This is a genomic window from Streptomyces parvus (genome assembly GCF_032121415.1).
Taxonomy (GTDB): Bacteria; Actinomycetota; Actinomycetes; order Streptomycetales; family Streptomycetaceae; genus Streptomyces; species Streptomyces globisporus_A.
Window position 1 is genome coordinate 6,939,392 of the sequence record NZ_CP135079.1, and the last position, 22,403, is coordinate 6,961,794.

Annotated in this window: 9 protein-coding genes; 8 read left to right on the plus strand and 1 reads right to left on the minus strand. The window is 72.2% G+C overall.

What is annotated here, in order from left to right:
* Positions 1-58: 58 nt before the first annotated feature.
* The 4 genes from RNL97_RS32170 to RNL97_RS32185 are packed head-to-tail and all read left to right on the plus strand — an operon-like array spanning position 59 to position 5,017.
* On the plus strand, positions 59-1,645 hold the full coding sequence (locus tag RNL97_RS32170; protein ID WP_030593059.1) for an ABC transporter substrate-binding protein: 1,587 nt from the start codon (positions 59-61) through the stop codon (positions 1,643-1,645).
* The gene (locus tag RNL97_RS32175) at positions 1,642-2,592 is read left to right on the plus strand and encodes an ABC transporter permease (protein ID WP_030593062.1); all 951 of its coding nucleotides are present in this window, start codon (positions 1,642-1,644) and stop codon (positions 2,590-2,592) included. Before RNL97_RS32170 ends, RNL97_RS32175 begins: the two co-directional genes overlap by 4 nt.
* A complete protein-coding gene (locus RNL97_RS32180; RefSeq protein WP_030593065.1) occupies positions 2,589-3,449 on the plus strand; it encodes an ABC transporter permease subunit in 861 nt (286 codons plus the stop codon). Before RNL97_RS32175 ends, RNL97_RS32180 begins: the two co-directional genes overlap by 4 nt.
* Positions 3,446-5,017 carry an ABC transporter ATP-binding protein gene (locus RNL97_RS32185; protein WP_374115193.1) on the plus strand — a complete coding sequence of 524 codons (1,572 nt, stop codon included), beginning with the start codon at positions 3,446-3,448 and terminating at the stop codon, positions 5,015-5,017. The genes RNL97_RS32180 and RNL97_RS32185 overlap by 4 nt, the downstream gene beginning before the upstream one ends.
* A gap of 72 nt (positions 5,018-5,089) precedes the next feature.
* Here RNL97_RS32185 and RNL97_RS32190 read toward each other — a convergent pair whose 3' ends face one another.
* The gene (locus RNL97_RS32190) at positions 5,090-6,727 is read right to left on the minus strand and encodes a (2,3-dihydroxybenzoyl)adenylate synthase (RefSeq protein ID WP_030593068.1); all 1,638 of its coding nucleotides are present in this window, start codon (positions 6,725-6,727) and stop codon (positions 5,090-5,092) included.
* A 260-nt stretch (positions 6,728-6,987) separates the two neighbouring features.
* On the opposite strand from RNL97_RS32190, the gene RNL97_RS32195 reads away from it, so the two are divergent.
* The 4 genes from RNL97_RS32195 to RNL97_RS32210 are packed head-to-tail and all read left to right on the plus strand — an operon-like array spanning position 6,988 to position 22,398.
* Positions 6,988-13,638 (plus strand): non-ribosomal peptide synthetase, encoded by a 6,651-nt coding sequence (locus tag RNL97_RS32195; protein WP_050500244.1) that lies wholly within the window; start codon positions 6,988-6,990, stop codon positions 13,636-13,638.
* Positions 13,635-19,208: a non-ribosomal peptide synthetase gene (locus tag RNL97_RS32200; RefSeq protein WP_313751555.1), complete on the plus strand. Its 5,574-nt coding sequence runs from the start codon at positions 13,635-13,637 to the stop codon at positions 19,206-19,208. The genes RNL97_RS32195 and RNL97_RS32200 overlap by 4 nt, the downstream gene beginning before the upstream one ends.
* Complete coding sequence (locus tag RNL97_RS32205) at positions 19,205-20,356, plus strand: saccharopine dehydrogenase NADP-binding domain-containing protein (RefSeq protein ID WP_313751556.1); 1,152 nt, start codon at positions 19,205-19,207, stop codon at positions 20,354-20,356. Before RNL97_RS32200 ends, RNL97_RS32205 begins: the two co-directional genes overlap by 4 nt.
* On the plus strand, positions 20,353-22,398 hold the full coding sequence (locus tag RNL97_RS32210) for a Gfo/Idh/MocA family oxidoreductase (protein WP_313751557.1): 2,046 nt from the start codon (positions 20,353-20,355) through the stop codon (positions 22,396-22,398). Before RNL97_RS32205 ends, RNL97_RS32210 begins: the two co-directional genes overlap by 4 nt.
* The last annotated feature ends 5 nt before the right edge of the window (positions 22,399-22,403 follow it).

Here is a 22,403-nt window from a genome sequence, read left to right on the forward strand (position 1 = left end):
ACGTGCCGTGGATGTCTTCCCGGTGCTCGGTTCAGTCAGCAGAACGTCAAGGAGAAGCATGTCCAGACAGATCGATCGCCGCGCCTTCCTCCGCCGCGGTGCGGCGGCCGCCGCGGCTCTCGCGGTGGGACCCGGCCTGCTGACTGCGTGCTCCACCGACGAGCCCGGCGCCAACCCGAAGTCGGGATCGGGCTCTTCGGCTCGCTCGGGCGGCACCTTCCGGGCGGCTTTCGTCGGAGGCGGTGCCTCCGAGACGCTCGACTTCTTCAACGGCCCGTCAGCACTGGACCTGGTGCGCGCCCGCGCCTGGCATGGCACCCTGGGCAATCTGGATCCCAGGGGGCCCGACGGGGTGCGCTACGGAGTGCTCAAGGGCATCGACATCTCCGACGACCTGTCGACGTACACGCTGCACGTGCGACCCGGCGTCCGCTTCACGGACGGCTCCGAGCTCACCTCCGCCGACATCCTGCACTCGCTGAGCGCCCTCGCCGCCAAGAGCAAACTGCCTGTGTACCGGCTCGCCGCCGCCAACTTCGACCTCGCCCGCGCCAAGGCCGACGGGGGCCTGAAGGTCGTTCTGCCCACCCTGCGGCCCATCGCCGACGGCCGCATGATCCTGTGCCAGGGCAATTTCCTCGTCGTCAAGGACGGAACGAGGAAATTCGCCCAGGGCATGCCCAGTTGCGGTCCCTTCCGACTGACGGAGTTCACGGCCGGTCAGGGGTCGGCGTTCGAGCGCTACGACGACCACTACGGCCACGTTCCCCTTCTGGACGGTCTGGAACTGCGGTCGATCGCGGACTCGACCGCCAGGGCGGGCGCGCTCACCAGTGGTGAGATCGACTTCGCCCACGACCTCTCACCCGTCACCGCGCGCACGCTCGCGGACAACGCGAAGGTAGAGCCGGCCCCCACGAAGAGCCCTTACCTGGTCGGTCTGTCCTTCCAGATGAACATGAGCGCAAAGCCCTTCGACGACCCCCGGGTCAGGGAAGCGTTCAAGCTCGCGGTCGACCGGAAGACCATGGTCAGGACGGTCTTCTACGGCAACGCCGAGGTCGGAAACGACCTGCCCTCCATCGGATTCCCCGACTACGCCCAAGGCGTACCCCAGCGCGCCCACGACCCCGAGCGGGCCCGTGAACTGCTCAAGAAGGCCCGCGCCGACGGGATGAAGGTGACGCTGACCACCGGTCCCGAGACGCCGGGTATGGTGGAAATGGCCGCCCTCTTCGTCGAGGACCTGAAAAAGGTCGGCGTTCAGGCATCGGTCCGCGAACTGCCCGCGGGACAGCTCTACGCCGACTTCCCCGCCTACGCGGCACTGCCGCTGGCAGCTTCGTACCAGATGCCCGTTCCGGCGCTGTCGACCTACCAGATGAGCACGGCGGGCGGATCACCGTCGGCGTTCGGCTGGAAGGATTCGGAGACCGACGCCCTCGTGGCGAAGGCCCGCGCCGAGCGCGACCCGGCCCGGGCGAAGGAGCTGAGCACGCGGGCGCAGCGTACGCGCTGGACACAGGGCAACCAGGTGCTGCCGGTCTTCAAGCCGAACCTCAACGCCCAGGCCAAGGGCGTCGACGGAGTACGGGACGACCTCTTCGAACAGTTCCCCGGATTCTCCCGGGCGTCACTGGCGTGAGGCTGCTCGCCTTCGCCTTCCGTCGCCTGGCGGGGGCCGCCGTCCTCCTGGTGCTGCTGTCGGCCGTGGTCTTCGCGGCCACGACGGTCCTGCCGGGAGACGCCGTCAGCGCGGTCGCCGGCGTGGACGCCTCCGCGGCGCAACGCGCCGAAGTGCGTGCCGAACTCGGCCTGGACCGGCCCGTCACCGAGAGATACACGGACTGGGCGGCCGGTGCGGTCCGGGGCGACCTCGGGCGCGGCTTCGTCGGGGAGCGGTCGGTCACCGAGGTCATCGCCACCCGCCTGCCCAACAGTCTCCTCCTCGCCGCACTGACGCTCGCGGTCACCGCGCCGCTCGCCGTGCTGCTCGGCCTGTGGACCGGGTTGCGCGGCGGCGTCGCCGACCGTGTGGTTTCCACGTCCGCCCAGATCCTGGCCGCCGTACCCGAGTTCGTCATCGCCGCGCTGCTCGTCGCCGTACTGGCGGTATGGCTGGAGGCCCTCCCACGCGTCTCGGTCATCCCCCTGGGAGGTACGCCGCTCGACGTCCCGCACGCGCTGGTCCTGCCCGTGCTGACGCTCAGCGCGGTCGGCCTCGCGGTGGCCACCAGGCTGTTGCGGGTCTCCGTGGCGGACACCGCGGCCACGCCGCACTGCGAGGCGGCCCGACTCAACGGTGTTCGCGGCGTGCGGCTGGCGGTGCGCCACATCCTGCCCAACGCCGCGGGACCGGCCGTACAGGCGCTCACCCTCACCACGGGTGCGCTGGTCGGCTCGGCGGTGGTGGTGGAGAACGTCTTCGACTACCCGGGCATCGGCCGAGAGTTGCAACTGGCCGTCGCGGCGCGGGACGTACCGATGGTGCAGGGCATCGCCACCGCGCTGATCGCGGTCATGCTCGCGGTGCTCCTGCTGGGCGACCTGTGCACGCGTCTGCTGGGAGCAGGGGAGGGACACAGGCGATGACGACGGTCCTGACACCGCCGAGGAGGCGGATCCGCCCGGCGCGTCCGGGCACGCCGCAGTACCGGCGACCGCCGCTGCTCACCTGTGCCGGCACGCTGCTCCTGCTCCTGCTCGCCCTGCTGGGACCGCTGGCCGCGCCGTACAGCCCCACCGCCCAGCTCGCCGCGCCCTTCCAGCCGCCGGACGGCCAGTTCCTCCTCGGCACCGACGTGCTGGGCCGGGACGTGGCGAGCCGCGTGCTCGGCGGAGGCCGGTCCATCGTGCTGACCGCGCTGGCCGGGACGGCTGCGGCCGGAGCCATCGGGGTGGCCGTCGGCGTCCTGGCGGCCATGGTCTCCCGCAGGCTCGGCGACCTGCTGGTCCGCTGCGTGGACGCCCTCGCCGTCGTCCCCGCCCTCCTGGTCGTCCTGGTCCTGGCCGCCGGGTTCCCCGGCAGCGACGCGGCCCTCGTGGCGGCCGTTACCCTGGCCACCGCCCCCTTCTCCACCAGGATCCTGCGCGCTGCGGGGGACACGGTGCTCAGCAGCGGGTACGTCGAGGCGGCCCTGGCCCGCGGCGACACCCGGCGGGCCGTGCTCCGCCACGACGTGCTGCCCAACATCGCCGGACCGGCCCTCATGGACACCGCGCTGCGCCTGGTCGCGTCCCTGCACCTCACCGCCACCGCGGGCTTCCTCGGCCTCGGTCAGGGGGGAGCGGCGCCCGACTGGGGGCGCATGGTGAGCGAGAACGTCCCCGGGGCGACGCTGGCCGCCACGCCGTTCCTCGCACCGGCCCTGCTGCTCGTAGGGCTGTCCGTGTGTGTCGGGCTGCTGGCCGGACGGCTGGCGGAAGCGGTCGGACGGGGGATCGCGTGAAAGGGAACGGGACATTCGCGCGCCGGGTGCAGGAGGGTCTGCTCGCCGAGATCAGCGGGCTGACGGTCGGTCCGGTGTCCGGGGGCCCGCCTGTCCTGCACGACGCCTCCCTGTCGGTTGCGCCAGGGCAGGTGCTGGGGATCGTGGGCAGGTCGGGTTCCGGCAAGAGCAGCTTGGCCTACAGCCTGCTCGGACACGTCCGACCCGGCCTGGAGGTGCGGTCAGGAACTGCCCAGGTGGCCGGACTCGACCCTTTTACCCCTGCGGACGCCGGTCGGCTGCGGGGACGCGTGGTGTCGTTCCTGGGACAGGACCCGGCATCATCGCTCAACCCCGCGCTACAGATCGGCACGCAGATCGCGGAGGCGGTACGCCTGCGCTCGGCCGTGAAGCGTGCGAACGACGTTCGTGCGCGGGCTGAGGAACTGCTGCTTTCCGTGCGGCTGCCGGCCGACCGGGCGTTTCGGCGACGGATGCCGCGGCAGCTGTCGGGAGGGCAGGCCCAACGCGTCGGCCTCGCACTGGCCCTGGCTGGTACACCCCGCCTGCTGGTCCTCGACGAGCCCACCAGCGGTTTGGACACGGTCCTGGCCGACGCGATGCGCGGCCTGCTGGCCGAGGTCCTCTCCGAGGGTGACCGCGCCGCGTTGCTGGTCAGCCACGACCCGGCGTGGATCGCGTCCGTGGCGGACGAGGTGATCCGCCTGGAGGGAGGGCGGATCGTCACGGCAGGGCCGGTGAAGAGACCGGTGCCTGTTCTGACACAGACGAAAGCCCGCACCGGCTGGTCCGGTCCGCCGCGGCCGCAGGAAGTCACCACCGAGGGAGGGCTGCACGTGCGCGGGCTGAGTGCCGCCCACGGCCGCGTTGCCGTGCTGCACGACGTCTCCCTCACCGTCCCGGCAGGCTCCTGCACCGCCGTGGTGGGCCCCTCGGGTTCGGGGAAGACCACCCTCGCCCGCTGTCTCGCAGGGCTCCACCGGCCCGTACGAGGCAGTGCCGAGTGGCGGGAGGCCGGTGCGGAGCGAGGACGCGGCGCCGCGGTGCAACTCGTCGCACAGGACGCCCGCGGCGCCCTCAACCCCCGGGAATCCGTGAGGTCCGCGCTCCTACGCCCTCTCAGGGGAGTCGGGCGTCGACCCACCGAGGACGCGCTCGAAGAGGCCGTACGGCTGCTCGGCCTGGTCGGTCTGGATGAGGGTGTACTGACGCGCAGACCGGGGGAGTTGTCGGGCGGCCAGCGCCAGCGCGTCGCCCTGGCGCGGACGCTGGCGGCTCAGCCGCGCGCTCTCGTCTGCGACGAGATCACCTCGGCGCTGGACTCGGACACGGCGAGCGGAATCCTTGACCTGCTGGACTCGCTGCGGTCGACGATGGGGCTGACCGTCGTGATGGTGACGCACGACCTGACGGCCGTCGCCCGCCGTGCGGAGAGGGTCGTCGTCCTGGACGCGGGAAGGGTGGTCGAGGACGGCCCCGCCGAACAAGTGCTCCAGGCGCCGGAACACCCCCGTACGAGGCAACTGCTCTCCTACGCCGGCGATGCCGTCCTCGCCGTACCGGAGTAGCAAGGCATGGGGGGCCTCTCACGAGCGGCAGGAGGAGCGCCTCGCCCACCGGGCGCTCCTCCCGGCCGCGCCTTACGACTGGAGCAGACGTTCTGCCAACGCCGCCTTGTCCACCTTTCCGACCGCGGTGAGCGGGAGCGCGGGAACCTGCACGACCTCGTCCGGCGCTTTGTGCCCGGCCAGCCCGCGCTCCTTGAGATGGGCGGCGACCTCCCGCGCGCCGGGAGCCGAACCCTCGCAGACGACGAAGGCGACGGACCGCTCACCCCACCGCACGTCCGGCACACCGACCAGGGCCGCGGCGGTGATCGTCAAATGTGTCAGCAACTCCTCCTCCACCTCCACCGCGGCGATCTTCTCGCCGCCCCGGTTGATCTGGTCCTTGATCCGCCCCACCACCACGAGATGTCCGGTGGGCAAGCGCCGCACCACGTCCCCGGTCCGGTAGTACCCGTCCGGCGTGAACGCCGTGCGGTTGTACTCCTCGGCGCGGTAGTAGCCACGCAGCGTGTACGGGCCCCTGGTGAGGAGTTCGCCCGCCGTCCCGTCCGGCACGGGCGTGCCGTCGGTGTCCGCCACGAGAACCTCGTCGTCCGGCGAGACGGGTCGGCCCTGGGTGGCACAGACCAGGTCCTCGGAGTCGTCGAGGCGCGTCAGGTTGATCAGACCCTCCGCCATGCCGAAGACCTGTTGCACGGTCGCCCCGAGCGCCGGTCCCAGCTTGCGGGCCTGGTCCTCCGGCAGCCGGGCCCCGCCGACCTGCACCACCGTGAGGCTGCCGAGGTCCCAGGATCCGGACGCGGCCTCGGCCATCCAGTGGGGGACGAGCGGCGGGGTCAGCGAGGTCAGGGTCACGCCCTCCTGCTCGACGAGGGCGAATGCCGTCTGCGGGCTGGGGTCGGGCGCGACGACGACGGTCCCGCCGGCCATCAGGGTGCCCAGCACACCGGGGCAGGCGAAGGTGAAGTTGAAGCCGATCGGCAGCACCGCCAGGTAGACGGTCCGTGCGTCGAGCGCACAGACATCGGCGCAGGCGCGGGCGTTGTAGGCGTAGTCGTCGTGCGTGCGCGGGATGAGTTTGGGGAGCCCTGTGGTGCCGCCGGACAGCAACAGGAGGGCGATGTCGGAGGGGGCGGCTCCACCGGCGTCGAGGCCGTGACCCGAGGTGGTTGGCGGTGCTGTGCGAAGCGCCTCGAAGGAGACGAAGTCCTCGCCCGGTCCCGGATCGCCGACCACGATGACATGCCGCAGCGAGCCGTCCGGTCCCTGCTCCGCCCGCACCTCGCGCATCAGTTCACGGTGGTCGAATCTGGCGTGCCGGTCGGGCACCACACAGGCCACGGCCCCCGACACGCGCACCAGATGGCCGATCTCCCGGCGCCGATGGCCGGGCATGGCGTGCACCGGTACCGCACCGAGCCGCTGCAAGGCGAACCAGAGGAGTACGAACTCGGCGCGGTTCGGGAGCTGGACCACCACGCGGTCGCCCCGTCCGATGCCCAGTCCGCGCAGTCCGCGGGCGATGAGGTCAGCCTCGGCGTCCAACTGGGCGTAGGTCCAGCGGCGGTCGCCATCGACGAGCGCGACGCGCCCTCCGCGCCCGGCCCCCCACTGGCGCAACCGGGCTCCGAAGGTGACGCCCTCCCAGTGGCCGACGGCCCTGTACCGCGCCTTCTCGGCCTCGGGCCAGGTCCGATGTGTCTCGCTCATGGGGCTCTGCCTCTCATCGCCGAACCTCGTGGCTCTGGCGCCAGGTCTCGTTATGTGATTACGATGTGAACTATAGAAATGATAATCATTTCAATCTAGGGCTCGGCCCCCTGCGTGACGAACCTCCCGCCGCCTGCCGCCCTCGACCCGACCCGCACCCATCCGATCGGAAGGCCCCATCAGTGAGCGACGAAGCGCTCGTCCAGGCGCGGACAGCGGAAGGCGACCCCGCCGGCAGCGACCCGCACGAACCGGCCGCGGTGCGCGCGGCGGTCGCACGCGCGCTGGAGCTGACGCCACAGCAACTGGCCGACGACCGGGACCTCTTCGAACTCGGCCTCGACTCGCTGATGCTGATGTCCCTCGTCGGCACCTGGCGACGGGCGGGCAGCACCGTCACCTTCCAGGACCTCACGCGCGAGCCGACCCTGCGGGCCTGGACGGTCCTGCTCGGGCAAGCGCGGCCCGACGACCACGCACCCGCCCCCACCCCGTCGGACGTGACGGCCGCCGAGGAGCAGTCCGGCTCCTTCCCGCTGGCCACCATGCAGCACGCCTACTGGGTCGGACGGCAGGACGGACAGCCCCTCGGCGGCGTCGCCGCCCACTTCTACGTCGAGCTCGACGGCCACGACGTCGATCCGGACCGGCTCGATGCCGCCCTGCGCGCCCTCGTGCGGCGGCACGGCATGCTCAGGGCCGTCTTCGACGAGGAGGGCCGCCAGCGCTTCGGTGCCGCGGGTGCGACCCTCACCGTCCACGATCTGCGTGCAGGCACCGCCGGCGAGGCCGAATCCCGGCTGCAGCTGCTGCGCGAGAACAACACCCACGCCCGCCCGGACATCACCACGGGCGAGGTCTTCCATGCCTCTCTGTGCCTGCTCCCCGGCGGGAGCACCCGGCTGCAGATCGACCTGGACATGATGGCCGGGGACGCCCTGAGCCTGCGGGTCCTCCTGTCCGACCTGCGCCACTTCTACGAGTGTCCTGACGAACCGCCGCGCGAGATGAGCCTGGACTACCGCCGGTACCTCGCGGAGCACGACGTCCGGCGAAGGGCCGAACGCGAACAGCACGCCGCCTGGTGGCGAGAGCGTCTGCCGGACCTGCCCCGCGCCCCCCGGCTGCCGACGACCGTCGACCCGCTCACCCCGGTCAGCGCGGGCGACACCACGCTCACTCACTCCCGCCGCCTGCACCACTGGCTCGGCCCCGCCGACAAGGCCGCGCTCATCGCCGCGGCCCGCCGACACGGCATCACCCCCGCCGCCGCCCTCGCCACCGCCTTCGCCGAGGTCATCGCGGCCTGGAGCGACAGCCGGCGCTTCCTGCTCAACCTCCCGCTGTTCGACCGGGAGATGTTCACCCCCGAAGTGGCCCACCTGGTCGGCGACTTTAGCAGCTCGGTCCTGCTCGACGCGGACCTGAGCGCGCCGCACCCGTTCTCCCGGCAGGCCCGCGGCCTTCAGGAACGCCTGCAGGAGGGCATCGCCCACGGGGCGTACGGCGGCGTCGAGGTGCTGCGCGACCTCGCACGCGTCGAGGGCGCCCCGGTGCTGGCACCCGTCGTGTACACCAGCGCCATCGGCCTGGGCGAGATATTCGAGCAGGACGTCCAGAAGTCCTTCGGCCACCCTTCCTGGATCATTTCGCAGGGACCGCAGGTCTACCTGGACGCGCAGGTCACCGAACTCGACGGGGGTCTCCTCCTCAACTGGGACGTGCGTGACGGGGTGTTCGAGACCGGAGTCCCCGACGCCGCGTTCGATGCCTACCGCCGCCTCATCAGCCGTCTCGTGACCGACCCCGAAGCGTGGGACCGGCCGGTGGACGGCCTGCTCGCGACCGACGTCCTGCCCCGCCGCGCGGTGGCGGCCCTGCCCGCCACGCCGGTCCCTGCCCGCGCCCTGCACACCCGCTTCTTCCGGCTGGCGGAGACCGAGCCGGCCCGCGCCGCGGTCATCAGCACGACGGGCGACACGCTCACCTACGGCGAACTCGGCCGCACGGCACGGCAGATCGCCGCGCTGCTGCGCGACCACGGGGTGCGGGAGGGAGACACCGTCGCGGTGACCCTGCCCAAGGGCGCCGACCAGGTCGCCGCGGTGCTCGGCACCCTGGCCGCCGGCGCGGCCTACGCCCCCGTCGGAGTGGAGCAGCCCGCCGCACGACGAGCCCGCATCCACGCCGTGGCCGAAGCGTCCGCCGTACTCACCGACCGGGACCACGCCCACCTGTGCGCGGACGCCTCCTCGGCTCCGGTGCTGCTCCTGGAGGACGCGGCGAAAAAGGAACCCTCGCAGGCCGTCCAGCCGGACCCCGCCCTGGCCGCCTACGTGCTGTTCACCTCCGGCTCGACAGGACTGCCCAAGGGCGTCGAAGTCTCCCACCGAGCGGTCGTCAACACCATCGAAGCGATGGAGCAACAGTTCGGACTCGGCTCCTCCGACCGCACGCTCGCGATCTCCGCACTGGACTTCGACCTCGCCACCTGGGACATCTTCACCCCGCTGTCCGTCGGCGGCCAGATGGTCGCCGTGGAACAGGAGCACCGCCGCGACGCTCACCTCTGGGCACGGCTGGTGCGCACATACGGGGTGACGCTGGTGCAGTGCGTGCCCGCTCTGCTGGACCTGCTGATGGCCGCCGGCGAGGACGACGGCCTCGGCGATTCCCTGCGCATGGTGTTGCTCGGCGGGGACTGGATCGGACTCGACCAGCCCCGCAGACTGCGGGCCCTCCTACCCGACTGCCGTTTCGTGGCACTCGGCGGCATGACGGAGGCCGCGATCCACTCCACGGTCTATGAGGTGGAGGAGACCGACCCGGCCTGGAAGTCGGTCCCGTACGGTGTTCCGCTGCGCAACATGCGGGCGCGTGTCGTGGACGGGCACGGCCGCGACTGCCCCGATCTCGTCCCCGGCGAGCTGTGGATCGGCGGCCCCGGGGTGGCGAACGGCTACCGGGGCGACCCCGAGCGGACCGCCGAACGGTTCATCGAGCACGACGGCGAACGCTGGTACCGCAGCGGCGACCTGGCCCGCTACCGGCCCGACGGAGTGCTGGAGTTCCTCGGCCGTGCCGACCACCAGGTGAAGATCGGCGGCCACCGCATCGAACTCGGCGAGGTCGAGTCCGCGCTGGAGGACGACCCCGCCGTCCTGCACGCCGTCGCCACCGTCCTCGACGCACCGGTACGGCACCTCGCCGCGGCCGTCTCCGCCCACGGTGAGGCACCCGACCCGGAGAGGGTCCGGCTCAGGGCGGCGGACCGACTGCCCGCCTACATGGTCCCCGAGCGCGTCCTCGTCCTGCGCGACCTGCCGCTGACCGCCAACGGCAAACTCGACCGGGCGGCCGTCCGCCTAGCGCTCACCGAGGCCGCCGGCCAGGACGGACCGCGCACCTCCGCACCGGTCGGTCCCGTGGAGACGGCCGTGGCGGACGAGTGGGCCGATCTGCTCGAGGTGGCCGACGTGGGACGCGAGAGCAGCTTCTTCCTGCTGGGCGGCGACTCGCTCGTCGCGACCCGCATGATCGGCCGGCTGCGCGCCGCCGGATTCCCCGGCGCCCGTGTGGCCGACCTCTTCGCCCGCCCCGTGCTCCAGCACTTCTGCGAGACGCTGCACCCGGCGACGACCGCCCCTGAGCAGGCAGCCGTCCTCGTGCCCGACCCGGACCACGCCCACGAGCCCTTCCCGCTGACAGACGTCCAGGCCGCCTACCACACCGGCCGGGACCCTCGCTTCACCCTCGGCGGCGTCGGCACCTGGCACTACACGGAGTTCGACGGCACGGACGTCGACCTGCCCCGGCTGGAGCGCGCCTGGAACGCCCTCGTCGCCCGCCACGGCATGCTCCGTGCCGTCGTCGCGGACGGATGTCAGCGAGTCCTTCCCGAGGTGCCACCCGTGCGCATCCCCGTGGGGGACACGTACGGCGGCGACGCGACCGAGGCGCTCGCGGACCTGCGCGCCCGCCTGTCCCGCCAGGTCCGTGACCCCGCCCGGTGGCCGCTCTTCGCGATCGAGGCGGTGCGCTACCGCGAGGACGGGGACGCCGGGAAGGGGGACGGTGAGGTACGCACCCGCATCGGCATCGGCCTGGACTACCTGGTGCTCGACGCGCTCTCCATCACCACGCTCTACGCCGAACTGAACGCGCTCTACGCCGACCCGGACCAGGAACTGCCGCCCGTCGACGTGACGTTCCGCGACTATCTGACCCGCCTCCCGGAGGACCAGGAGGCGGCAGCGCGAGCCCGTGCCCACTGGCAGTCCCGCCTGTCCGAACTGCCGCCACCCCCCGCCCTGCCCTTCGACCTAGACCCCGCCACTCTCGACACGCCCGTCTTCACCCGGCGCCGGCTGACCGTACCCGCCGAGGACTGGCAGGCGGTCAAGCGGGACGCGGCCCGCCACGGCCTCACCCCCTCCACCGTCCTGCTCGCCCTGTACGCGGAAACCCTGGCGACCTGGAGCGGCAGTGACGCCCTGACTCTCACGCTCACCCTCTTCAACCGGCGTGACGTCCACCCCCACATCCATCGGGTGCTGGGCGACTTCACCTCGCTGTCCCTCGCCGGATACCGGCGCGAGGGCACATCCTGGCCGGCGGTGGCCAGGGTCCTGCAACGCCGTCAGGCAGAGGACCTCGACCACGCCGACGTGCCGATCGACTGGCTGCTGCGGGAGTTCGGCCGACGTACGGGCACGGTGGACGCGGCCGCGCCCGTCGTGTTCACCAGCGCCATCGGCGTCGGTGACGCGACGCTGGCCGCACCGGGCACCGGATTCCCCGCCAAGGTCTGGGGCATCTCCCAGTCACCGCAGGTCTGCCTGGACAACCAGGTCACCGAGGAGTCCGGGAACCTGGTCGTCACCTGGGACGCAGTCGAGGAGTTGTTCGCCGACGGCGTGCTGGACGCCATGTTCGCCGCCTACGAACGGCTGCTGCGGCACATCGTCGCCGACGACTGGGAAGCGCCGCTCCCCGACCTGCTGCCCGCCTCCCAGTACGAACGCCGGGCTGCCGAGGCACGGGAGTCCGCCCTCGAACCGGTGGCTCCTCGCCTGCTGCACGATGCGTTCTTCAGCCACGCGACCACCACCCCCGGCCGCACCGCCCTCGTCACGACGGCAGGGCAGGAGGTGACCTACGGAGCCCTCGCCGGGCAGGCTCTGCGCATCGCCGCGGTACTCGTCGACGAGGGCGTACGGCCGGGGAACCTGGTCGCGGTCACCCTGCCCAAGGGCCCGGAACAGATAGCGGCCGTCCTGGGAGTCCTCGCGGCCGGAGCCGCCTACGTGCCCCTCAGCCTCGAACAGCCCACCGCACGGCTGGAACGCGTGCACGCCACCGCCGGGTTCGAGGTGGTTCTCGGAACCTGGCCCGCCCCGGAGGCGACCGGCCCCCGTAGCCTGTCCTTCGCGGACACGCAGCACCATGAGCCGCTGCCCACCCCCTGTACGGAGTCTCCGCAGGCGCTCGCCTACGTGATCTTCACATCAGGCTCCACGGGCGAGCCCAAGGGTGTCGAGATCACCCACGCCGCCGCCTGGAACACGATCGCCGACATCAACGCCCGCCACGACATCAGCGGGGACGACCGCGTCCTCGCCCTCTCCGCGCTGGACTTCGACCTGTCCGTGTACGACGTCTTCGGCCTGCTCGCGGCAGGAGGCTCCCTCCTGCTGCCCACCGAGGACCAGCGCCGTGAACCTGCTCGCTGGCCGAGCTTGCTGAAGCAGCACCGCGTGACCGTCTGGAACACCGTGCCCGCCCTGCTCGACCTCCTGCTCGACGCCGACGAACAGGACGGCGCGGAAGGCAGCCGGATCGCGGGGCTGCGGACCGCACTGGTCTCCGGCGACTGGATCGGCCTCGACCTGCCCGCCCGGCTTCGGGCCCGGACCGAGCGGCCCTGCTCCTTCGTCGCCATGGGCGGCGCCACCGAAGCCGCCATCTGGTCCAACACCCTCACCGTCACCGATCCGGACGCCCGGTGGGTCTCCATCCCGTACGGACGCCCCTTGACCGGGCAGCACTACCGGGTGGTCGACCGGGCCTGCCGGGACTGCCCCGACTGGACGCCCGGCGAACTGCTGATCGGGGGTGCCGGACTGGCTCGCGGCTACCTGGCCGACCCGGCCCGCACCGCCGAGAAATTCGTCGAGCAGGACGGGCGGCGCTGGTACCGGACGGGTGACCTGGGCCGGTTCCGGGGTGACGGTCTGCTGGAATTCCTCGGCCGGCTTGACAGCCAGCTGAAGATCTCAGGCCACCGCATCGAGGCGGGCGAGATCGAGGCCGCACTGGAAGCACACCCGGCCGTCGCACGGGCCGCTGTCGTGGCCGTGGGGGAGCGTACCGCCAAGCGTCTGGTGGCCTTCGCCGTACCGCAGGACCCCACCACGGTGGCCAGGCCCGCAACCGAGTCCGCTCCTTCTGGTCCGGGCACGCCCGCCGAGGATCCGGAACTCGCCGAGAGGCTCTTCGCCCTGCTGGCGGAACGCGTGCCGATTTACGCCGTCCCGTCCCGCATCCTCCTGCTCCCCACGCTGCCCCTCACCGCGAACGGCAAGGTCGACCGGGGAGCCCTGGCCGGTCTGGCGGGCCCGCAGACCGGGTCCGCCGGCGCCGAACCGCCTCGGGGCGAAACCGAAGAAGCCCTTGCCGCGCTCTGGCACGAACACCTGCCGCCATGGGTGCCGGACCGCGACGCCAACTTCTTCACCGCAGGCGGCGACAGCCTCACCGCACTGCGCCTGCTGACCGCGATCGAGCGCCGCCTCGGGGCCACCGTGCCCGCCCGCCGCTTCTTCGCCGCACCGACCATCGCCGCGCTCGCCGCGGACGTCACCCGAACGCTCGCGGCCCACGCGACCACCTATGAGACCGGAGAGCTGTGAACATCGCTGAACTGCTGGCCCGATACGCCGACGAGGGCGTGGTGCTCTGGGCCCAGGACGGACAACTGCGGTTCCGGGCCCCCCAGGGCCGGCTCACCGACACGCACCGCGCCGAACTGCGCACGCACAAGGCCGCCGTCCTGCGCCACCTGGAGGCAGGGGAGCCCACGCTGCGGAGCGACCCCGACAACCGCCACGAACCGTTCCCGCTGACGGACATCCAGGCCGCCTACCTCATCGGCCGCACCGACGCCTACGCCTACGGCGGCATCGGCTGCCACGCCTACGTCGAGCTGCGCTACCCCGACCTCGACGTGGACCGAGTGACCGCCGCGTGGAGCGAGTTGGTCCAGCGCCACGACATGCTCCGTGCCGTGGTCCATCGCGACGGCCACCAGCGGGTCCTGCCCGAAGTGCCCGCCCTCGTGGTCGGGACCGACGACCTGACCGCGCTCCCGTCCGACACCGCCGAGGCAGAGCTGGAACGCACGCGAGCACGCCTGTCCACCCGCGAGGCCCCCACCGACCGGTGGCCGCTCTTCGCCGTGCACGTCACCCGGACCGCCGGCCAGGCTGTGCTCCACCTCTCCTTCGACATGCTCGTCGTCGACCACGCCAGTCTGCGCATCCTGCTCGCCGAGTTCCAGCGGAGCTACGGCGGTGCCGCCCTCTCCGACTCACCGCGGATCACCTTCCGCGACTACGTCCTGGCCCGCCGCGCCCTCGCCGACAGCGACGCACACACCCGCGACCGCGCCTACTGGACCGGACGCCTCGACACCCTGCCGCCCGCCCCTGAACTCCCCCTTGCCGAACACTGGGAAGCTGGTGTGGGCGATCACGGGGGGACAGGACGTACGCCGACTGCCGACGGCACGGTGACGTTCCGCCGGCTGGAGACCCTGCTGTCCGCGGCCGACCGGGACCGCCTCACCGGGCGGGCCGCGCGGCGAGGACTGACCGTGTCGACCGCCCTGCTCACCGCATACGCCGAGACGGTCGGGGCCTGGTCCCGCACCAGCCGTTTCACGCTCAACGTGCCCACCGTCGACCGACCCGCTCTCCACGAGGACATCGACCGCCTCATCGGCGACTTCACCTCGCTCGAACTCCTCGCCGTCGACCTCGACGCCCCGGCCACCTTCACCGACCGGACCAGGGCGGTGGGGGAGCAGCTCCTCGAAGACCTGGCACACGCGTCGTTCACCGGCTCGGACGTGCTGGCCGAACTCTCCCGCCGCGCCGGCTCCCCGGTGCTGATGCCGGTCGTCTTCACCAGCGCCCTGGGCACCGGGGCCACCTCCGAGGGAGTACCTCCCGAGGTGACGTACGCCGTGACCCGGACGCCGCAGGTGTGGCTCGACTGCCAGGTCATGCAGCGCGGTGACGCGCTGATCCTGTCCTGGGACATCCGGGAGGCCGCACTCGCCCAGGGGGTGGCCGACGCCATGTTCGAGGCGTACTCGGCACTCGTACGGTCGCTGTCGGCCGAGGGCGAAGCCGGAGAGGCCGCCTGGGACGCCCCGGCCCGCATCCCTCTGCCCGAGGCCCAGGCGGCACGCCGACGCGCGGTCAACGCGACCGAGGGGCCCCTGCCCAACGCCCTGCTCCACGAACCCGTAATCGCCCAGGCGCAGGCCGCACCGGACGCGATCGCCGTCCGGACCCCCGACCTCGCCCTCACCTACCGACAGCTCGTGGCCCGCGCGAGCGCTCTGGCCCAGGCGCTGACGGACTCCGGGCTTCGCCCGGGGGAACCCGTGGCCATCTGGGCCGACAAGGGCTGGGAGCAGGTCGTCGCGGTCTTCGGCACTCTCATGGCGGGCGGTGCCTATCTGCCCGTCGACACCGCTCAGCCACCGGCCCGCCGGGACACGATCATCGCGGACGCGGGCGTTCGCACGGTCCTCACCCAATCCTGGCTCGCCGAGATCGACGACCTGCCGGAAAGCACCACGGCCGTCGCCGTCGACCTCGTCGTACCCGAGTCCACCCCTGCCACGCCGGACGTGCGAGGACCCCGACGCGACCCGGACGACCTCGCCTACATCATCTACACCTCGGGCTCCACCGGCACGCCCAAGGGCGTGATGATCAGTCACCGAGCCGCTCTCAACACCGTCGAGGACATCAACCGGCGGTACGCCGTCACCGGAAGCGACCGCGTCCTCGGCATCGCGGGGCTGGGCTTCGACCTGTCCGTCTACGACCTGTTCGGGCCGCTCGCGGTGGGCGCCACCCTCGTCCTGCCCGCGGCCGACCGGCGAGGGGACCCCTCCCACTGGGCCGAACTCGTCCGCGATCACGAAGTGACCGTGTGGAACTCGGTCCCCGGTCAGCTCCACATGCTGTGCGACTGGCTCCGCTCCGAGCCCCCCGCCGGCGACGCCTCGCTGCGGCTCGCGCTGATATCCGGCGACTGGATACCCGTCTCGCTGCCCGACCAGGCCCGTGAACTCCTCCCGGGGCTGGACGTCATCTCGCTCGGCGGAGCCACCGAGGGCTCCATCTGGTCCATCGCCCACCCGATCGGCGAGGTGGACACCGCCCGCCCGAGCATCCCGTACGGCAAGCCCCTGACCAACCAGACCTTCGCCGTACTCGACCGGCACCTGCGGCCCCGCCCCGAATGGGTGCCGGGCGAGCTGTACATCGGCGGCGCCGGCGTCGCCCTGGGCTACTTCGGCGACGAGGAGCGCACGGCACAGCGGTTCCTCACCGATCCCGCCACTGGAGGGCGCTTGTACCGCACGGGCGACCTCGGGCGGTACCTCCCCGACGGAACCATCGAGTTCCTGGGCCGCGAGGACGCCCAGATCAAGATCCGCGGATACCGCGTCGAACTGGCCGAGGTGGAGGCCGCCGTACAGGCCCACCCGGCGGTCGCGGCGGGCGCCGTGATCGTCGACGACTCCGCGGCGGGCGGACGGCGCCTCGCCGCGTTCGTGGAGACGGCCCGCAAGGACGGGGATGCCGGCCTTCCCGCAGCACCCTCCGGGGACGGCTACGATCCCGCCGCGGCGACCAGAGCACAGGCGCGTACGGTGGCCGCCGACGCCGTACGCCAAGCCTCGGCCGCCGTCGACACCGCGCGGCTCACAGACTTCCTCAGCGCCCTCGACGAGGTGGCCGTCGCCGAGATGACCCGCGTCCTCGCCGCCTCCGGAACATTCGCCGACGGTGCGTCGCGCACCGCGGACGAAGTGGGTACGGCCCTGCGCGCCACGCCCCGTCACCGGCACATCGTGCGCCGCTGGCTGCGCGCCCTGGCCGTACGCGACCGGCTCACCCACCAGAGCCCGGACGACACCTACACCGGCCTGGTGCCCGTGTCCGAGACCGAGAAGGAGCGCCGTTGGCAGCGGGCCGCGGCACTGGAGCACGAGATCGGCTGGAGCACGGAGCTGCTCACCGTCATGCGTACGTGTGCCGAGCGACTGCCCGAGCTGATCTCCGGCGAGACGGCCATCCAGGAACTGCTCTTCCCCGGAGCGGCCACCGAGGCCGCGGATGCCGCCTACCGTGACAACCTCGCCATCCGGCACCTCAACCGCGCGGTGGTCGCCGCACTGCGCGAGATCGCCGCCGGCCACACCGGCGAGGAGCGGATGCGCGTCCTCGAAGTGGGCGGCGGCGTGGGCGGCACCACCGGCGAACTCGTGCCCGTCCTCGCCGAGTACGGCGTGGACTACCTGTTCACCGATGCCTCCGCCTTCTTCCTGAACGAAGCCCGCGAGCGTTTCGCCGACCATGCCTGGGTCCGCTACCAGCGCTTCGACGTCGACGAGGCCCCCCGCGCCCAGCACCTGCTGCCCAACACCTTCGACGTCGTGATCTGCGCCAACACGCTCCACGCCACCGCCGACGCGGACGCCGCCGTGGGCCGCCTGCGGGAACTGCTCGTGCCGGGCGGCCAGCTGGTGTTCGTGGAGAACACCCGCGACGAGAACCTCCCCCTGCTGGTCTCCATGGAGTTCCTGGAGGTCGCCGGCCGGACCTGGACCGATGTGCGCGAGCACACCGGGCAGTCCTTCCTCACCCACGCGCAGTGGCGCGAACTCCTGGACGCACAGGGGGCGTCGGAGGTCACCTCACTGCCCGACGCCCGGGACCCCCTGGCCCTCACCGGGCAGGAGGTCTTCTTCGCCACACTGAAGGACGACCGCTGTCACGTTCCCGCGGGTGAGCTTGCCCGCACGGCGGCCACCCGGCTCCCTGAGTACATGCTTCCGTCGGTGTGGCAGGTCGTCGACGCCCTGCCCCGTACGGCCAACGGCAAGACCGACCGTGCTCGCCTGCGGAGCTGGCTGCCCCGCGAAAGCGCACCGGTCGTCGTGGACGAGCAGCCGAAGGACGAGCTGGAGAACAGCCTCGCCGACCTATGGGCGGAGCTCCTCGCTGTCGAACGCGTCACCCGCAACGACGACTTCTTCGACCTCGGCGGCGACTCCCTCCTGGTCGCACGCATGGTGGGCCGCTTGCGCGAACGCGTACCGCAGGCGGCTGACCTGGAATGGGAGGTCGTCCTGCGCCACATGCTGCGCCGCCCCACGGTCGCAGGTCTCGCCGGGTTCCTGCGCGGTCTGGCCGGTTCCGAGGACTCGCCCTCGGCGGACGCCGTGCGCGCCGACCCGGTGATCCGCCTGCACGGCGCCCGCTCCGAGGACGAGCCGACGACCGTCCTGGTGCATGCGGGAACCGCGACGATCATGCCGTACCGGGCGCTGGTCACCGAGATCAGACGCCGCTCACCAGGTCTCGCCGAGGTCGTCGGCGTCGAGGTCCCGGACCTGAACGGATTCCTCGCCGCGCCCCCTGAGGGACTCATCGAGCAGATGGCGGCCGACTACGCCCGCGCCCTGACGGCGGACGGCCGCAGCCGCTTCCACGTCGTCGGCTACTGCCTGGGCGGTCTGATCGCGACCGAGGTGGCCCGCAACCTGGCCGAGTCCGGGGCCGAGGTGGAGAGCCTCACCGTCATCAGCAGCCACAGCCCCCGCTTCCGGCTCGACGACGAACTCCTCGCCGAGTACTCCTTCGCCGTCATGATGGGCATCGACCCGGCCGAACTCGGCTTCCCCGACGACCAGTACCGGGTCGCAGCGGCCGCCGACGCCGTCCTCGCCGCCAGTCCCGGTGTGCTGCCGGACGGCGGACTGGCCGGACTGCCCGAGGAGTTCGCCGACGTCGCGGCGCGTTTCCGGGAACTCGCGGAGGTTCCCCGCGCGATCCGCATCGAGCGGATGTGCGCGGCGGTCCCCGCCTCGGCGGGTACCTACGAACCCGACCACATGACGCGGCTCTTCCTCGCGTTCCGGCAGAGCGTCTTCGCCATCACCCGCTACGACGCCGAGCCCTACGCGGGCGACATCACCTTCCTGCGCCACGACGGCGCCTACCCCTTCCCCGGCAGCAAGGACGCCGTCACCACCTACTGGGAGGAACTGACGCTGGGAGACCTGGAGATCGTCGACATCGGCGGCGACCACTACAGCTGCCTGTCCGTCGAGCACGCGCCCGGCATCCTCAAGACCCTCGACGAACTTACCCAGGGGGCGATCACCCGATGAACAAGCCAGTGATCGGGGTCCTCGGGGCATCCGGTGCGGTCGGCCGGGCCGCCGTACGGGAGCTGCGCACGCTCGGCCACACCGGGCTCCGCCTGGGAGGACGGACCGTGTCCGCCCTGAGCGCCGTCGCCGAGGAGCACCCCACCGGCCACGACGAGACGGTCCGGGCCGACGCCGCCGCTGAAGACGGCCTGCGCGCCTTCGCCGAGGGCTGCGACATCGTCCTCAACTGCGTCGGCCCCACCTACCGGCTCCGGGCCACAGTGGCCTCCGCGGCACTCGCCGCCGGTGCGCACTGCGTCGACGTGGCCGGGGACGACCCAGCCGCCGAAGACCTCCTGGAGGCCGGTGATCCAACCCTCGACGGCCGCACCGTCGTGCTTTCCGCGGGAGCCCTGCCCGGCTTGTCGAGCCTCCTGCCGCGCTGGCTGGCGGCGCAGGGACCGGGCGGGGCCGCGGCGCTGACCGCGTACTGCGGTGGTCTGGAGACCTGTTCGCCGACCGTGGCGCACGATCTCATGCTCTCCCTGACCTCCGGTGGCGCGGACGGTGCGGCATACGGCGAGGCGCTGGCGGCCGTCCGCGGCGGGAGGCGCGTGTCACGTGTCCTGCGCGCGGCAGAGGACACCGAGCACGAGGCGTTCCCCGGCCGGGTCGCCGTGCAGCCCTACCTCAGCGGCGAGAGCGAACGCCTCGCCACCGTCCTGGGCCTGGACCGGCTCGACTGGTACAACGTCCACCCCGGCCCGGCCGTACGCGCGCTGCTCAACGTCCTGCCGGGACGTCTCGCCGCCGGAGAAGACCCCGACCGGCTCGCGGAGCGGCTGATCCTGGCCGCCGACCTCGACCTGGCCGGACGCAAGCCCTACTACGTCATGGACTTCGCGCTGTCGGGAACGGCGTCCGCACGTCCGGCCACCGCGGGGCTGACCCTGCGCGCCGCCAGTAGCTACCGCCTGACCGCGGCCGTCGGCGCCCTCGCGGTGGAAGCGGTACTGCGGGGCGAGGTTCCGGCGGGCGTCCACTTCGCCTGCGACGTCCTGGACCCGGACACCGTGATCACGCACCTGCGATCCCGCGGGGCCGCCGACCTCCGGCTCACCGGCTCGGCGGCCGAAGCCGAACAAGTGGAAGAAGGCGTGCTGTGAGCGAAGCGCCGCCCCTGCGTGTACTGGTCTGCGGTACCAACTTCGGGCGCTTCTACGCCGAGGCGGTTGGCCGGCGCCCCGGCTACCTCCTGGCCGGTGTCCTGAGCCGGGGGTCAGCAGCGTCCCGGGCGTACGCCCAGAGCCTGGGCGTCCCGTTCTACACGGACGTGGACGACCTTCCGGAGGACATCGACGCGGCCTGCGTCGCGGTGAGTTCCTCCATATCGGGTGGCCCGGGCACCGAGCTGGCCAGAGCGCTCATGGACCGGGGCGTCCACGTCCTCCAGGAACACCCCGTCCACCTCACCGAGCTGACGGACAACCTCAAACACGCCCGCAGGCGCGGGGTGCAGTACCGCCTCAACACCCACTACCCGCATGTGGCTCCCGTCCGCGCCTTCATCGAGGCAGCCCGCCGGCTCGTCCAACGGCAGCGACCACTCTTCGTGGACGCCGCCACCCCGGTCCACCTGATGCATCCCCTGGTGGACATCCTCGGTCAGGCGATGGGCACGCTCCGGCCCTGGCGGTTCGCGGACCCGGCGCCACTGCCGACCGGGCTCGGACCGCAGCCGTTCCGTTCCCTGCACGGCGTGTTCGCCGGTGTACCCCTCACCCTGCGGGTGCACCACCAGCTCGACCCGTCCGACCGGGACAACCACGCCCTGCACTGGCACCGGATCTCCGTCGGAACCGAAGGCGGAGTGCTCACCCTGGCCGACACCCACGGCCCGGTGCTGTGGAGCCCCCGGCTGCACATCGGCCGGGACACGGACCGGCGGTTCGTCCTGGACGGTCCGGGAACCGGGCGACTGGGGCTCGGCACCACGGCCGTGGTCGGCGCCACGGGAAGCTTCCGCATGGTCTTCTCCGACCTGTGGCCCGAAGCGATCGGCACGGCTCTCGACGGTCTCCGCGAGGCTGTCGCCCAGGGTGGGGACGCATTGCGCGCCGGCCAGTACGACCTGGCGGTGTGCCGCATCTGGACCGACCTCGCGACACGGCTGGGTCCACCCGAGATCGTCCGGCCGGCCGCGCCCCGGCCCCTGGCGGTCAGCGACGTCTTCCCGGTGCCGGAGGGCTTCGCAGGCGACACCACGTCCCGCCCGGAACCGCCCTCGCACATCGCCCGTCCGGCCCCCGCCGGGGAGCCGACCGGCTTCTCGCCCGAGACGGTGCCGGTCCGTCCCGCGGACTCCGTGCCGTACTCCCCGTCCGCCGAGTTCTTCGACCTCTTCGCCGCCGAGCACACCGCGACCTCCAGCGTCCCTGCGGTCGCCGCCCTCCTCGCCGAAGCGGATCTGAGCGCGGGGCCGGTCGTCGACATCGGTGCGGGCACCGGTCTGGTGACCGAGGCCGTCGCCCGGGCCCGGACGGACGCGCAGATCATCGCCTGTGAACCGTCGGTCGGCATGCGGGCCGTGCTCACCAGCCGTGTCTTCAGTGACGAAGACCTGCGCACCCGGGTGACCGTCACCGCGGACTCCGCTCCCGACCTGGAGCTTCCCGACCGGATCAGCGCCGTCCTGCTGTGCGGAGTTCTCGGCCACCTCGACGCCGAAGAGCGGGCCAGGCTGTGGCGGAGGCTGGACCGACGGCTGGCCCCCGGCGGGCTCGTCATCGTCGAACTCATGCAGTTCGAACGTCCCTTGTCCCTGCCCGAGACCCGGCTCGCCACCGCCAGAGCCGGACGCCACCGCTATGAGTGGTCGTTCGCCGGGGCACCGGATGAGGCCGAGGACGGAGCGATGCGTCTGCACTCCACCTGGCGGGTCTACCGGGACGGCGCCGCCCACGCGGAACGCGAAGTGCGCGACTCCTACCGCTGGGCGCCCTTCGGACTGCAGGACGTGGCGGCCGAGTCCGGCATGACGGCACGCGCCCTGCCCACCCGCCCCGGAGCACCCCCACTGGCCGTACTCACCCGGACGCCCGGCGGCTCCGACACAACCCCCCGGCTGCCGCACGCGCGGACCCCGTCCGACGGCCCGGACGCCCCGCGCACCGCCATTCCGCTCGTCTCCTCTCCCACCGACGGCTAGGACCC